General features: G+C 41.6%; 14 protein-coding genes. 9 read left to right on the top strand and 5 right to left on the bottom strand.

Annotation, left to right across the window (positions count from 1 at the left end; genetic code table 11):
* The first annotated feature begins 14 nt into the window (after positions 1 to 14).
* From ABC361_RS03135 to ABC361_RS03160, 6 genes are all read left to right on the top strand, one after another.
* The gene (locus ABC361_RS03135) at positions 15 to 164 is read left to right on the top strand and encodes a hypothetical protein (protein ID WP_413072631.1); all 150 of its coding nucleotides are present in this window, start codon (positions 15 to 17) and stop codon (positions 162 to 164) included.
* A 422-nt stretch (positions 165 to 586) separates the two neighbouring features.
* Positions 587 to 1,129, top strand: a complete 543-nt coding sequence (locus ABC361_RS03140; RefSeq protein ID WP_413072632.1) for an ATP-binding cassette domain-containing protein — start codon at positions 587 to 589, stop codon at positions 1,127 to 1,129.
* 3 nt (positions 1,130 to 1,132) lie between these two features.
* Positions 1,133 to 2,029: a macrolide 2'-phosphotransferase gene (locus ABC361_RS03145; RefSeq protein WP_413072633.1), complete on the top strand. Its 897-nt coding sequence runs from the start codon at positions 1,133 to 1,135 to the stop codon at positions 2,027 to 2,029.
* A gap of 135 nt (positions 2,030 to 2,164) precedes the next feature.
* Complete coding sequence (locus ABC361_RS03150) at positions 2,165 to 3,385, top strand: amidohydrolase (RefSeq protein WP_413072634.1); 1,221 nt, start codon at positions 2,165 to 2,167, stop codon at positions 3,383 to 3,385.
* Complete coding sequence (locus ABC361_RS03155; protein WP_413072635.1) at positions 3,382 to 3,858, top strand: nucleoside deaminase; 477 nt, start codon at positions 3,382 to 3,384, stop codon at positions 3,856 to 3,858. The genes ABC361_RS03150 and ABC361_RS03155 overlap by 4 nt, the downstream gene beginning before the upstream one ends.
* 111 nt (positions 3,859 to 3,969) lie before the next feature.
* Positions 3,970 to 4,518, top strand: a complete 549-nt coding sequence (locus tag ABC361_RS03160) for a VanZ family protein (protein ID WP_413072636.1) — start codon at positions 3,970 to 3,972, stop codon at positions 4,516 to 4,518.
* On the opposite strand, the gene ABC361_RS03165 is transcribed toward ABC361_RS03160, so the two are convergent.
* The 4 genes from ABC361_RS03165 to ABC361_RS03180 form a co-directional block, all read right to left on the bottom strand.
* Positions 4,505 to 4,855 carry a nuclear transport factor 2 family protein gene (locus tag ABC361_RS03165; protein ID WP_413072637.1) on the bottom strand — a complete coding sequence of 117 codons (351 nt, stop codon included), beginning with the start codon at positions 4,853 to 4,855 and terminating at the stop codon, positions 4,505 to 4,507. The genes ABC361_RS03160 and ABC361_RS03165 overlap by 14 nt on opposite strands.
* 154 nt (positions 4,856 to 5,009) lie before the next feature.
* Positions 5,010 to 6,452, bottom strand: a complete 1,443-nt coding sequence (locus ABC361_RS03170; protein ID WP_413072638.1) for an aminotransferase class I/II-fold pyridoxal phosphate-dependent enzyme — start codon at positions 6,450 to 6,452, stop codon at positions 5,010 to 5,012.
* Between the two features lie 105 nt (positions 6,453 to 6,557).
* On the bottom strand, positions 6,558 to 7,733 hold the full coding sequence (locus tag ABC361_RS03175) for an NAD(P)-dependent oxidoreductase (protein ID WP_413072639.1): 1,176 nt from the start codon (positions 7,731 to 7,733) through the stop codon (positions 6,558 to 6,560).
* Positions 7,717 to 8,763 (bottom strand): zinc-binding alcohol dehydrogenase family protein, encoded by a 1,047-nt coding sequence (locus ABC361_RS03180; protein WP_413075707.1) that lies wholly within the window; start codon positions 8,761 to 8,763, stop codon positions 7,717 to 7,719. Before ABC361_RS03180 ends, ABC361_RS03175 begins: the two co-directional genes overlap by 17 nt.
* A gap of 474 nt (positions 8,764 to 9,237) precedes the next feature.
* On the opposite strand from ABC361_RS03180, the gene ABC361_RS03185 reads away from it, so the two are divergent.
* Genes ABC361_RS03185 through ABC361_RS03195 form a run of 3 tightly spaced genes read left to right on the top strand, consistent with a single transcriptional unit; the run spans position 9,238 to position 12,315 of the window.
* Positions 9,238 to 10,527 (top strand): ABC transporter substrate-binding protein, encoded by a 1,290-nt coding sequence (locus ABC361_RS03185; protein ID WP_413072640.1) that lies wholly within the window; start codon positions 9,238 to 9,240, stop codon positions 10,525 to 10,527.
* Positions 10,528 to 10,538: 11 nt separating this feature from the next.
* Positions 10,539 to 11,465 (top strand): carbohydrate ABC transporter permease, encoded by a 927-nt coding sequence (locus ABC361_RS03190; RefSeq protein ID WP_255224600.1) that lies wholly within the window; start codon positions 10,539 to 10,541, stop codon positions 11,463 to 11,465.
* 13 nt (positions 11,466 to 11,478) lie between these two features.
* Positions 11,479 to 12,315: a carbohydrate ABC transporter permease gene (locus ABC361_RS03195; protein ID WP_099302658.1), complete on the top strand. Its 837-nt coding sequence runs from the start codon at positions 11,479 to 11,481 to the stop codon at positions 12,313 to 12,315.
* A 29-nt stretch (positions 12,316 to 12,344) separates the two neighbouring features.
* Here ABC361_RS03195 and ABC361_RS03200 read toward each other — a convergent pair whose 3' ends face one another.
* Positions 12,345 to 13,094, bottom strand: a complete 750-nt coding sequence (locus ABC361_RS03200; protein WP_413072641.1) for an SDR family NAD(P)-dependent oxidoreductase — start codon at positions 13,092 to 13,094, stop codon at positions 12,345 to 12,347.
* Positions 13,095 to 13,379 lie beyond the last annotated feature (285 nt).

A 13,379-nucleotide genomic window follows, 5' to 3' on the forward strand; every position in this document is an offset into this window, starting at 1 on the left:
ACGCAGGAGGATCTATGAACCAAATCGATGATGACATGAAAAGGTTGATTATTGATTTTGAAGAGAGGCTTGGGCGTAAGGTGGATGAACGAGAACGAGCGTTATTACAGTGGATAACCGTAAAAACAGTCGAACAAGAACAAGTTGAAGATCGCATGGAGTAGTCTATTTTTTTGTCGTTCATTTTAGCTGTGAGCAAATTGCTCATTGTAAGAGCGAAATGGAGACTTGACGGAAAAAGCGAAATCTTATATAGTGAGTCTAAATTAGAGACAGGAGGGATGTTAAAAATGTTACCAGCAAGATTACGCCAGCAAACTTTGAACAATAAGTAATTCTATATGTTCAAAGGCTCTGTTTTCATAAACAGGGTAAACGGGAGTAGTCTGCACATTTTTAACCATCTTCGCCGGAAAAGTAGGAAGCGTGAAGAAAGGCAGATTGGACTGTCTTTCTTTTTGTTATCCAAAAAAAGAGAGACGTGTCTTTTGTCTACGCCTCGTTTACTCGTACCCGCAGATGCCGTATGTCTGTGGATTTTTTATGATTTCACGCCTTTAAAAAGAAAGAAAAAGGACGTGTGAAAATGGAACAGTTAGTAGTGAAATTGCAAGGGGTTGAGGTGTCGTATTTAGATCAAACGATCTTACAAATCGCTCATCTGAACGTTCATCAATTTGATCGGATAGGCATTGTTGGCAAGAATGGGAGTGGTAAAAGTACGCTTCTTAAACTCATTCATGGATCGTTACAAGGAGACAGCAGATTTGTTCAGCGGCAAATGGAATTTGCTTATTTTGAGCAAAAAGAAGCTCCTTCTGACAAACAAGTCAATCGTAAATGGCTTGACCACTGGCAAGTACCTATTGCAGAAACGGAAGAAATGAGTGGTGGAGAACAGACAAGGCTGAAGCTTTCGCAACTTTTTACTCATTATTTTGAAGGGATGCTCATTGATGAACCAACGACACACCTTGATGAGGAGGGCATTGCCGTTTTAATGGAAGAACTAACGCATTATTATGGTGCGCTTATCCTGGTTAGTCATGATCGGACATTTATTAAAGAGGTAGCGGACGTCGTGTATCAGATTGAAGAACAACAACGATTAGAAAAGAGAGAGGTATAGAAAATGAATCAAACTGAAATAAAGCAATTAGCCGAAAAACATGGATTAGGAATAGAAGAGAGTTCAATAAAGATAAATGAATCAGGGCTAGATTTTCGTGTGGCGCATGCCAAGGATCAGTCAGGAAAGAAGTGGATTTTGCGTATTCCTAGAAGAGAAGACTCTTTGAAACATGGGCAGCAAGAAAAAGCGGCCCTTGACTTGATTGGAAATGAAGTAAGTTTTCAAGTACCGCAGTGGACGGTTTTTTCGAATGAACTGATTGCGTATCAACAACTTAGTGGCGTGCCGACAGCTACGATTGATATGGAAAAACAAGCGTATGTATGGACGTTTGACGAGAATAATGCACCTGAAGCGTATCACAAGTCTTTGGGCAATGTGATGGCAGACTTGCATAGTCTTTCAACAGATCATTTTGCCAAAACAGGTGTAGAGATGCTTACTGGTGAAGCGGTGAGGAAGCAAATGACCGAGCGAATGGAGAAGGTCAAGCAACAGTTTGACATTGATCCACACCTCTGGAAACGTTGGCAGACTTGGTTAAACAATGATGCCCTTTGGCCAAAATTTTCAGGAGTGAAACACGGCGATTTACACCCGGGTCACATTTTGATAAATGAACAAGCCGAAGTAACGGGTTTGATTGATTGGACAGAAGTAGGGGTGGGAGACGTATCGTATGACTTTACCGCTCACTATCAAATTTTTGGTGAAGAAGGGTTGGAAACGCTCATTCAAGCCTATAAAAAAGCTGGTGGTCGCACATGGACTGGGATGAAAGAGCACATTATTGAGCTTCGTGCCGCGAGTCCTATACTCGTCGCTGAATTTGCTCTCTCATCAGGCCTTGAAGAGATGTACGAGATGGCAAAGAACATGCTTGCGGCAAAAGAATAAGGAAAGAAAAAAGCGGTGTACAAGTGCAATCATTCTTTGCACTTGTACCGTTTATACGAAAGAAGTCACTTCTCTTTACTGAGTATTAAGAAAAAGGATACAGTAGATGCAACAATCCGAGTGAGGTGAAGCAAATTGAAGCAGGACTTTTGGATTCGTAATGTGAACATTGAGACAGGATATGTCGCTCAAGAAGGGTTTACATACGGAAGTAAAACCGAATTAATGGATGTGAAAGTAGACCAAGGAATTGTCACGATTCTCCAACCGCCACAGCAACAACCTTTAAGGAATGGAGACATTAATGGGCACGGCATGCTGCTTTTACCGACACTTCATGACATGCACTGCCATCTTGATAAAAGTAAATTAGGGGTACCGTGGCGACCGATTACGCCAGCACATTCAATTGTTGAGCGATTTACAAATGAAATTAAGGAGTTAGACGCTTTAGAGCAATCGTTAAAAGACCGTGCCCGCAACCTCATTAACCTTGAATTAGCGAACGGAGTCACCTTTTTTCGATCGCACATTGATGTACATCCTGAGGTGGGACAACGGTATTTGGAAGACGTTCTTGATGTATTGCAAGAGTATGAAGGGATGTTGGACTATGAACTTGTTGCGTTCCCTCAACACGGAATGCTTCGTTCGAATGCATTTGAAGATGTAAAGACGGCTTTGCAATCTGGTGTTCAAATCGTTGGAGGTGTTGACCCTTCTTCGTTAGATGGGGATGTGGAAAAATCGCTTGCGCAAACGTTTGAATTAGCGACAACATTCGATGTTCCTATTGATATCCATGTTCATGATCGTGGTGAACACGGACGAAAAACAGTTGAAACACTGATCGATTACACGAAGCAAGCTGGCTGGCAAAAGAGAGTTGCCATCAGTCATGCGTTTGGCTTAAATGACGTTGATGGGGAAGTAAGAGAGTGCATTTTCAAGGATCTTGCTGAAACTGGAATCGCGATCGTTTCAAGCGTACCCATTAACGGAAACGTGCCTCCCCTTGAAGAACTGCGCTCTTACGGAGTCGATGTACGAATCGGTTGCGACAATGTGTATGACTCTTGGTCGCCTTTTGGAACGGGGCGTATTGTAGAAAAGGTCAATCGCTATGCAGAGATTTTTCGCCTAACGTCTCAACAATCACTAACGAATGCGCTTCAACTGATCAGCGGAAAACCGATTCGGTTAGAAGGAAATCAACCTTGGTTGAAGACAGGTATGGATGCTTCTTTTCTTCTAGTTAAAAGCTCTTCTTCAGCTGAATTTGTCGCGCGGCAAAGCGAAATCTACGCTAGTTTTTTTAAAGGAAACCTTGTACACGAAAAGGGAGTGACGGCATGATTACAGAAAAAGATAAAACCTATTTAACACGGTGTGTGGAACTAGCTGCTCAAGCTCTAGAAAAGGGTGATGAACCGTTTGGATCCGTTTTAGTTTCAGCAGGAGACGTCGTTCTTTTCGAAGACCATAACCACGTTTCCGGAGGCGATCAAACCCAACATCCAGAATTCGCCATTGCAAGATGGGCGGCAGAGCATCTAAGCGCTGAAGAACGAAAGCAAGCGACGGTCTATACGTCGGGTGAGCATTGCCCGATGTGCGCTTCTGCCCATGGCCTTGTCGGGTTAGGGCGAATTGTCTATGCAAGTTCATCAAGCCAATTAAGAGAATGGAAGCAAGAAATGGGTGTGAGGGAAGGAAATCTTCACGCTCTGCGGATACAGGACGTTCTGAAAGAAAGTGAAGTCGATGGCCCTGTTGAAGATTTAGCGGAGAAAGTAAAACTTCTCCATAGACAAAAGCACCAAATGTAAACGAGAAGGTTTCATTGCGACTATGCGATGGAACCTTTTTTTAATTATGGAAATAAAGTGAAAAAAAGACTATGATGAATAAGCTTATAGATTTAACTTAGGAGAAAAAATATGGAACATACGACACTACCCTTTATCTATTTAGCTCTACCTATTCTAATTGTAATCTTTATTGTTGATGTTGTTCGAAACAAACGAGGTTTACAGCAACGCATCCTGCAAGTTGGATTTGGCGTTTACTTGCTTGCTCTATTAGACGTTACGTTAGGAGAGATCTGGCTTCCTTCTTTGCCTGAAGAATCCATTTATGCTCAAATTCAGCTCATGCCGCTCTATTTTCTAGTTGATATTTATCAAACCTATGAAATGGGAACGTTTTATTTTATCAATGCAATAAATCTTTCCTTTTATAATGTACTATTGTTCGTTCCGCTTGGGGTGTTTCTTTATCTTCTATTTCAATTGAGAAATGGACTTATTGCCACGCTTTTTCTGTTTCTAGCTAGTTTGTTAATAGAAACCTCTCAACTTGTGTTAGGTTCAAATGGCTTAATCTTCTCACGAATTTTTGATGTGGATGATTTGCTGTTGAATACGACTGGTGGTGTAGTGGGCTACTACGTCACAAAGTGGATCGGTGAACGAATTAAGAGGAGGTAGCTGGTACGATTGTTCCTTGATGAAAAAAGAGCTTCCATTCAGTCTCAACATGTTTCCACACCGAGCTTCTTAATGTCACTTTATTGGAATCGTGGTTCATGACGCGGTACGTTGTTAATACAGCGCGCTCGTCTAAATGATGCATTGTCCAGTCGTGAAGCGTTAGCTGGTTGTTGCCTGCACCATCTTTAAAGTCTTGGCGATAAAAAATCCTGCCAGAGCTACCAAATTCGAAAAAATCATCTGCTAGCACTTGCCCAAGAGCCTCACCAGAAGTGCGAATAGTTGTATTGAGGTGACTCTCTTCTAATGCTTTGATATGTGCGGTGAGATCCATTATGAGTGAACTCCTTTATTCTCTTTTATTTATGCGTTCTCTTCTTTCCTTCCGCTTTATATTCTATTAAATGGTCTGTTTTCCTTTTTAAATCGTAGGTTCTTAAGAAAGTTGAGAAGGGGACTCTGCACGAGCAGGTCCCTTTTTATATGATTTAATTCAATTTCTGTACGATTGTAATGTTCTCTAATCTAGGATCATGTGAACCGACAAAGGTTGCTCCGCTGTCTCGTTGAGTCACGATATAGTCGATGTGCTGCTGCGTAATTTCTTCACCTGGTATGAGAATAGGGATGCCAGGAGGGTAGGAGATGACAAATTCAGTATTAATCGCTCCTAAGCTTTCATTTAGGTTGGTTAGCTTCGTTGTGGCAAAGCTAGCTTGTCTAGGTGTTAGAACCATGGTTGGATTTGGTGGCTGAATAACAGGGATCGTAGGTGGTGAGGAAGGTTCAATTGTAGATACAATGTCTTTAAGGGCATCGCATAATTTGTCCACGTCGCTTGGTGTTGTGCCAGTCGTGAAGATTGCTAGTGCATACCGAACGTCAGCTAGTTCTAGTAAGATACTATAGTCGACCTCTAGTTTCTCCTTTAACTCGTAACCAGAGATAGGAAGGGAATCAATCCGAATGAGTACTTTTGATTGATCGTAATCAAAAGAAGCATCAGAGTGTAGGAGATCGTTTTCGGTCGGACAAGATAGTCCCTTAAGTTGATTGACTTTTGAACGGAAATGATTCGCTAAGGTCAACGTCAATTGAAGCCGTTCCTTCCCCACTCTCTCAAGTTGATACCTAGTAGAATCGAGAGAGGCAATCATTTGATAGGGTCGTGACGTCGACAATAAATAATTCATGGCATTCTGCACGCGATTGACGTCTACGAGCCCTTGTCGATAGAGAAGGATAGACGTTTGATTCATCGACCCACCTAATTTGTGAAGACTTGTTGCTGCTAGGTCAGCTCCTGCTTCCATTGCGCTTATTGGGAGATTCCCATTAAAACGGAGGTGTGCACCGTGTGCTTCATCTACAATGACAGGAATACCTTTGTGATGCGCAATTGAAACAATGTTTTTTAAATCCGTACATACACCAAAATAAGTGGGATTAATTAACAGAACAGCTTGAATGGTTGCATGCTCAGCGAGTGCTTTTTTTAAAGCTTTACCAGTGAAATGATTGGAAATGCCTAATGCTTCATTAAATTCTGTATCGAGAAAAAGTGGTTCAGCACCAGCAAGGATAATGCCAGAAATGACCGAACGGTGCACATTCCGCGGCACAATCACCTTCCCACCGTCCGTGCAGGTCGCAAGTATCATAGCCATTACGGCTGTACTTGTCCCTTGTGTGGAGACAAAGCAACGATCTGCTTTATATGCAGAAGCCATCTGTTCATTCACGTCTTTAAGAACAGTTGTCTCGAGAACATTGACATCAATCATGTCGAGTTTAAACAATTGTTGTTGAGTAAGTGTTTTAAAGCTTGTTTCAATGCCAGTGCTCCGATGTCCTGGTGTATTAAAATGAATAAAATCTTTTGCAATAAATTCTTTTGCATACGCATTGGTAGGATACTGCTCTTTGTTCAAAAAGGTCCACATCCTATTATAAATATAGAAGAGACATGCATCTCTTTTATATAATAAGCAATGATTTGTATGAAAGTGACAAAAACAGACGTGTACCAATGCCCTTTATGTGCTGGGTTTAATCATCACGTGCGGTTTAAGATAGAAATCGAGCCATGTTTCAGCGATCAATTGTCTTTCAGAAGTGTCAAGTGTAGTGAGGTGTTCATAATCTTGTACATCTTGCAAGGACACAGCAGCACATAAGAGTTCGGCTTGTACCGTTCGTATAAAGGGTCCGACAATACCTCCATGAAGAAAATTAATGGATTTGCCGTCGTTGCACAAGTAAACATGCTTCGTTCGTGAGGGGTTTTGCATAACCCAAACATGCTCATGATGAGGGTCTTTGTGACCTTGTTTTAAGAAACGTTCATAATTGATGACTTCATCATCCCCTGAAGTAGCAAGGAATAATTGTGCTTTGTCTTTGATGATGTCGAGATCGGTTGTTGAAATGGATTGATTTCCGGTGGCGCAAAAAATCAAATCTGCTTCGCTCAGGAGAATGTCTCGTTGTCCAGATGCGAAGTTGTGAGCGAGCGCAAGCATTTGTTGAGACGGATTTTGATCATAGACAGACACTTTCCGAACTTTTTTTCGGAGCCCTTCGGCGATGCTTTGACCAATCTTCCCGTAGCCAATGACTAAGACGTGCTTACCTGTTAGAACATCGCTAAAATAATCTCGCAGCATAGCCTCTGCCGAAAAGGCAATGGCTTGGCCGACCATATAATCTTCAGGACTTTTTAGTGGACTTCTTGCAACTGACATAATGGGAAAGGGTAAATGCTCATCTTTTAAAAGAAGCGTATGCTCATATTTTTGATGGCCATTTTCCGTATTTTCGACAATGCCTACGAGTTGATCTTGAAAGACGTGCGCTAATTCATTCAGCAAAGGAGCAAAATAACCCCCAACGTCTATAATGGCAAAGTTGCTTTCCTTAACGTGTGACTGGATGTCGAAGAGTAGAGAGTCTGGATGCTCATTAATCTCGTTTCTTGAGTAGTGAAGAACAGGAAACGATTTGGTCAATCGATCAACAACGTTTTGGTCCATTGAACTTTGTTTTGGCAATAGCAATGCAATTGGTAGCACGCGATGAAGATAATCAACGAAAATTTCAACCCCTGGCACTGCGTGTAAAACAACAACGAGTTTCGTTGATTGTGGTGAAAGGTGATGAATGACATTAGAAAAAAACAGATCATCTGGCTTTGCTTTATTTTTGTCCATCATTGAGCACACTACCTTCATCATCTAATTCAAATCCTTCTAAAACAATCTTACCAATGGTCGATCCACGTTCAATCATGCTATGGGCTTGTCGCAAAGTGTGCGCGTTAATCGGTCTTAACGTTTCTCTTAGGGTTGATGTTAGCAGTCCTTCATCCAGTAATTGACTCACTTGATTTAATAGCTGCTGCTGTTTGTAGCGGTCGGCGGTTTGATGCAGCGAGCGCGTGAACATAAATTCAAACGAAACGGTCAAGCTTTTGCTTTTTAAGCTGTTTAGATCGGTTTTTTGATTCGGTTCAACAATGGTCACAATATGCCCTTGAGGTGCAATCGCTTCAATCATGTTGTCCCAATGTTCATCGGTATCATTGCAGCAGAATATACTATCGACAGGTTCCCCAATCTGATCCAGAAAAGAAGTATGTGGATGAATCATTTGATCGGCTCCTAATGATCGTGCCCAGTCTTTTGATTCTTCTCTTGAAGCTGTACCGACTACTGTTAAACCAGCCCAGTGTGCGAGCTGTATAGCGATGGAACCCACACCACCAGCTGCTCCAATAATTAAGATGCTCTTTCCTTTATTTTCTTCCTTGTCGGTGGACCACTTCATTCGTTCAAATAACGTTTCCCATGCTGTAATGGTGGTAAGAGGGAGCGCGGCAGCTTCTGCAAAGGACAAACGAGAAGGTTTTCTTCCGACAAGGGCTTCTTCTACTAGATGGAAAGCACTGTTGGTACCGTCTCGGGAAACCGTTCCAGCATAATAGACCTCATCTCCTACAGTAAACGATGTACAATCTTCACCAGTACCAACTACAATACCAGAAGCGTCCCACCCAGCAATGATGGGCTCGTTTCCTTGAGGTTCGGTGTTTTGGCGAATCTTCGTATCGACTGGATTGACTGAGATTGCTTTTATTTCTATAAGCAAGTCTGTTCCTGTTGCAATCGGCTTTGTCCGTTCTAAGTCAACGAGACTTTCCTCGTTTTCAATGGGTAAGTTTTTGTAAAAGCCAACAGTTTTCATCAACATATGAAACACTCCTTTTTTATTTGTGTTGGTTGCTTTCCCTGTTAAATAAAGCGCAAACGGAAAGGACTTCTGTCATAAAGGGAGTGTTTAAAAGGTGAAAAGCCTTGTGAGACAAGGGATGTATGGTTGCATTGAATGCTGGGTTATATGAAAATACTGTGGTTTAAAAAAGTGCGTTTCCTAACGTAACATACATAAAACAAGCCCTAATAAGCATGTTGGGCATCCTCACGTAACAATTGATGGAAGGCAGTCACGAACTGTGACTTTTGTAGGGGTTTTACAAGGGGCAGAAGACGGAGAACGAAGATTAATGTGTAACTATGACTTTAGAATGGTCTTATCCATGGATGACAAATAATCTAAATAATTTGGCATTTTTAGCGTATAATCCTTTTCTTGTGCATGGTAACCTATTGAGTAACCATTTGAAAACGCTTACTTTAAAAATTAAAGGAGGTGCACGATATGAAGGCGATGAAGTGGTCGGTTGCAAGCGTAATGGTTCTTTCATTTTTAGCTGGGTGTTCAGCAGAAGAATCAGATGCAATCGAGGAAACCATAACCGTTGAAGGTCGAACAACGGTCACCTATTGGCATAATCATACAGGCAGAGGGCTTGACGCGATTAGACAAGTCGTTTCCGATTTTAATTCCAGTCAAGAAGATATATTTGTGCAAGAAATATATAGTGCTTCGACTGAAGGGGATGATCAGCGGTTATTGACGGCTATAGCAGGGGGCAATCCTCCAGATCTCGCCCATTTTGATCGGTTTAAAGTAGCGCAGTATGCTGCGGAAAATTCGTTAGAGTCTCTTACGCCATTTATTGAAGAAGAGCAATATGATATGGGCATGTACTATGATTATGCTGTAGACGAGACAACCTACGCGGAAGAAATTTATGCGATGCCAATTACAACGGATTCACGATTGCTTTTCTATAACAAAGATCGGTTTACAGAGGTTGGTCTTGATCCTGAAGATCCACCTGAAACGATTGAAGAATTAGAAGATGCGATTGAGCGTTTATCAACGATTGAAGATGGACGGGTGACGGAGCTGGGGATGGTTCCTTGGACAGCGCAAGGTTGGCTTTATACATGGGCTTGGGCGTTTGGCGGCGATTTTTATGATCTAGACAGTAATACGTTATCCATTGATCATCCACAAAATGTTGAAGCACTGGAATGGCTTGTTTCCATTGCAGATGAATACGATGCTGCCACCGTAACGAGTTTTGACACGGCCCAAGGCAGCAATGAAATGGACCCGTTTATACAAGGCATTTATAGTATGAAAGTCGATGGACCGTTTTCGATCTCAACGATTCAACAATATAACCCGGATATGAATTATGGGGTAACACCGGTACCTACTCCAACCGGGGATAATTTTGCCACATGGTCAGGGGGAACATCGCTCATCATTCCAAGAGGTGCCCATAATGCAGAGGAAGCGTGGGAGTTTATGAAGTACTTTGGTAGTTATGATGGGCAGATGACGTACAGTGAAATGAATAATCAAATGTCCGTTATCGATAAAGTAAATGAAGATTTATACGAATACGATCCGATAATGACAGAATTTATTGACATTTTACCAAATTCAAATGCACGTCCACCTATTCCAAGCGGACAATTGCTATGGAATGAGCTCGATCGAGCAGTGGAATATGCCATTCACGGAAGAGGCGAACCTCAAGAATTACTTGAACGGGTAGCGAAACGAGTAAAACAGGCAGAGGCTGAAGAATAGGGGGAATAAATGTGGCGAAACTTGAAACGACAAAACCTCCTCAAATACGAGCGAGCAAACGACGATCGAACGAGAATGTAACAGGCTGGCTATTTGCGATGCCATGGGTGATTGGATTATTACTGTTCTTTGCATATCCATTGCTTACATCGATCTATTATAGTTTTACGGATTTTAGCATCCTTCAAAGTGGTGAATTTATTGGATTAGCGAATTATCGTGAACTTTTACAAGATGATTTGTTTTGGATTTCAATTTACAACACGATTTACTTTGCCGTCTTCTTTGTTCCACTGAGCATTATCTTTGGCGTGGCATTAGCCATGGTTCTCAATATGAAAGTAAAAGGAATGGCTGTTTATCGAACGATCTTCTTTTTACCAACTCTTGTGCCTCATGTGGCGTTAGCGATTTTGTGGGTGTGGCTTTTAAATCCTCAATTTGGTTTGGTCAATGCGATGCTAGATTTTGTCGGCATTCAAGGGCCACCGTGGCTAGGAAGTACGTTTTGGTCAAAACCAGCACTCATTTTAATGTCGCTTTGGGGAATTGGGCAAGCGGTCATTATTTACTTAGCTGGTTTGAGTGATATTTCTCAAGAGTATTATGAAGCGGCTGAAGTCGATGGTGCGACATTCTTACAGAAAACATTCAAAATTACGTTGCCTCTTTTAACACCAGTCATTTTCTTTAACTTAGTGATGGGTTTCATTGGCGCGTTTCAACAGTTCACATTGCCTTACGCAATGACAAATGGAACGGGTACTCCGGCTGATTCCTTAACGTTTTACGTCATGTATTTATACGACAATGCCTTTAGCTACTTCCGTATGGGGTATGCGTCAGCAATGGCCTGGATTTTATTCCTAATCATCGTGGTGCTAACAAGTATTGTCTTTTGGAGTTCAAAAAAATGGGTTCACTACCAAGGCGATTGAGGAGGGATGAGAAGTGGATGCAACAGTTAAGAAAAGGCTTAGAAAAGTATATGCGCATACAGTGTTAGTCATCGCGTCAATCATCTTTCTCGTTCCTTTTATATGGATGGTGTCAACATCGTTTAAGCCAATTACGCAAGTGTTTAGTTTTCCGCCAGAGTTTATTCCTCGTCCGTTTCAGTGGGAAAACTATATCGAAGCAACTCAGTATATTCCATTTTGGACGTATACGTATAATACAGCTGTGATTACAGGATTAAGTACCCTCGGTGTTGTAATCTCATGTCCAATCGTTGCCTATAGTTTTGCAAAGCTAAGATGGCGTGGACGAAATACGATGTTTGCGATTACGATTGCGGTTATGATGATTCCAGCCCAAGTGACAATGATCCCACTTTTCTTGTTGTTTAATCAGTTTGGTTGGGTTGGGACAAATTTACCGCTTATTGTGCCGGCGTTTTTTGGGGTTCCGTTTTCCATTTTCTTGTTACGACAGTTTTTTAAAGGTTTGCCGGATACATTACGAGAAGCGGCAAAAATTGATGGTGCAAGTGAGTGGCGTATTTATTGGCAGATCATGTTCCCGCTCGCAAAACCTGCTATTCTAGCAATTGCACTATTCCAGTTTATGGCCGCGTGGACGGATTTTCTCGGACCGCTTATTTATTTAACAGAAGAAGCGTCCTATACGCTATCTTTAGGGTTACAGCAGTTCCAAAACCAACAAGGTTCACAGTGGCACTTGATGATGGCGGTCTCAACAATGATGACGCTCCCCATTATTATTCTTTTCTTTTTCATGCAAAAAACATTTATTCGTGGGATTACCTTTACAGGCATTAAAGGATAAAAAAAGGCTGTCAAGTGACAGCCTTTGCTTTATTTTGTCTTGAAGCTTAAGAAACCATCGTCAACAGGAATGGTTTGACCGTTCACGGCATTTGCCGCTTCTGTAAATAAGAACGTCACGACATTGGCGACTTGCTCTGGCTTGATAAGCTGTTTCCGCATGTGCTGTTGCGCAAGTGCTTGTTTGGTTTCTTCAGAATCACCAAGAATCGGTGTGTCAATGAATCCTGGCGCCACACCAACGGAGCGAATGCCGTAGTCTGAAAGCTCTAGAGCTGCTGATTTTGTCATCATCACAACAGCGGCTTTAGCGGCATTATAATTAAAACTTCCTAAAGCAGCAATCGAACCATAAATTGATGCTGTGTTCACGATCGTTCCTTTGACCCCAAGCTCAACCATTTTTTTCGCAGCATAGTGAATGCCGTAATAAACACTATGTTGATCAACCGCAATAACCTTATGATAAGACTCAGGGTCTAACTCAAGTAAAGGTTTAACAAGGCCGATTCCCGCGTTGTTGAAAATGCCGTTTAACGTACCAAAACGATCAACGGTCCAATTAATCAGTTGCTTCACTTCTTCATTGTTTGACACATCCACTTTGTATGTAGCAACTTTATCCTCACGATTGATTTCTTTTGCAGTAGATTCTGCAGCTTCGCTATTGAAATCAGCAATGACAACAGCAGCACCTCGCTCCACAAGTTGTTTAACGGTTTCTTTACCAATCCCACTTGCCCCACCTGTCACAATAATTGCTTGTCCTTCAAATTCCATGTATGTTCCTCCTTAAACAGACTCACTATAGTATGAGTCGAAACAAAACGATTTATTAAAGTGGTTTTTGTTTAAGATAAGTTTAAGCGTTGGCTCATGAAAAACAAGTAGGCACTTTTATGTAGCTTAGTAACGTAAAGGAAAGTAAGCGAAAATAAAAACAAACACTGCCATATACTAATAGGAATAAACCGTAACGTAATTAATGATTAAGAAAGCTGTCAGGGCGGAATCAATTAGCATACTAAGCCAAGAAAGCCTTGGAAGTTGGTTTTTGTTTTAAAT

Source organism: Shouchella phoenicis (assembly GCF_047238345.1).
In the GTDB taxonomy this organism is placed as follows: domain Bacteria; phylum Bacillota; class Bacilli; order Bacillales; family Bacillaceae_D; genus Shouchella.

What these genes read in the sequence shown, in the direction of transcription:
- ABC361_RS03200 (WP_413072641.1), bottom strand. Translation starts at nt 13,094, where the DNA reads ATGGAATTTGAAGGACAAGCAATTATTGTGACAGGTGGGGCAAGTGGG.
- ABC361_RS03140 (WP_413072632.1), top strand. Translation starts at nt 587, where the DNA reads ATGGAACAGTTAGTAGTGAAATTGCAAGGGGTTGAGGTGTCGTATTTA.
- ABC361_RS03175 (WP_413072639.1), bottom strand. Translation starts at nt 7,733, where the DNA reads ATGATGGACAAAAATAAAGCAAAGCCAGATGATCTGTTTTTTTCTAAT.
- ABC361_RS03180 (WP_413075707.1), bottom strand. Translation starts at nt 8,763, where the DNA reads ATGAAAACTGTTGGCTTTTACAAAAACTTACCCATTGAAAACGAGGAA.
- ABC361_RS03160 (WP_413072636.1), top strand. Translation starts at nt 3,970, where the DNA reads ATGGAACATACGACACTACCCTTTATCTATTTAGCTCTACCTATTCTA.
- ABC361_RS03135 (WP_413072631.1), top strand. Translation starts at nt 15, where the DNA reads ATGAACCAAATCGATGATGACATGAAAAGGTTGATTATTGATTTTGAA.
- ABC361_RS03145 (WP_413072633.1), top strand. Translation starts at nt 1,133, where the DNA reads ATGAATCAAACTGAAATAAAGCAATTAGCCGAAAAACATGGATTAGGA.
- ABC361_RS03165 (WP_413072637.1), bottom strand. Translation starts at nt 4,855, where the DNA reads ATGGATCTCACCGCACATATCAAAGCATTAGAAGAGAGTCACCTCAAT.
- ABC361_RS03185 (WP_413072640.1), top strand. Translation starts at nt 9,238, where the DNA reads ATGAAGGCGATGAAGTGGTCGGTTGCAAGCGTAATGGTTCTTTCATTT.
- ABC361_RS03155 (WP_413072635.1), top strand. Translation starts at nt 3,382, where the DNA reads ATGATTACAGAAAAAGATAAAACCTATTTAACACGGTGTGTGGAACTA.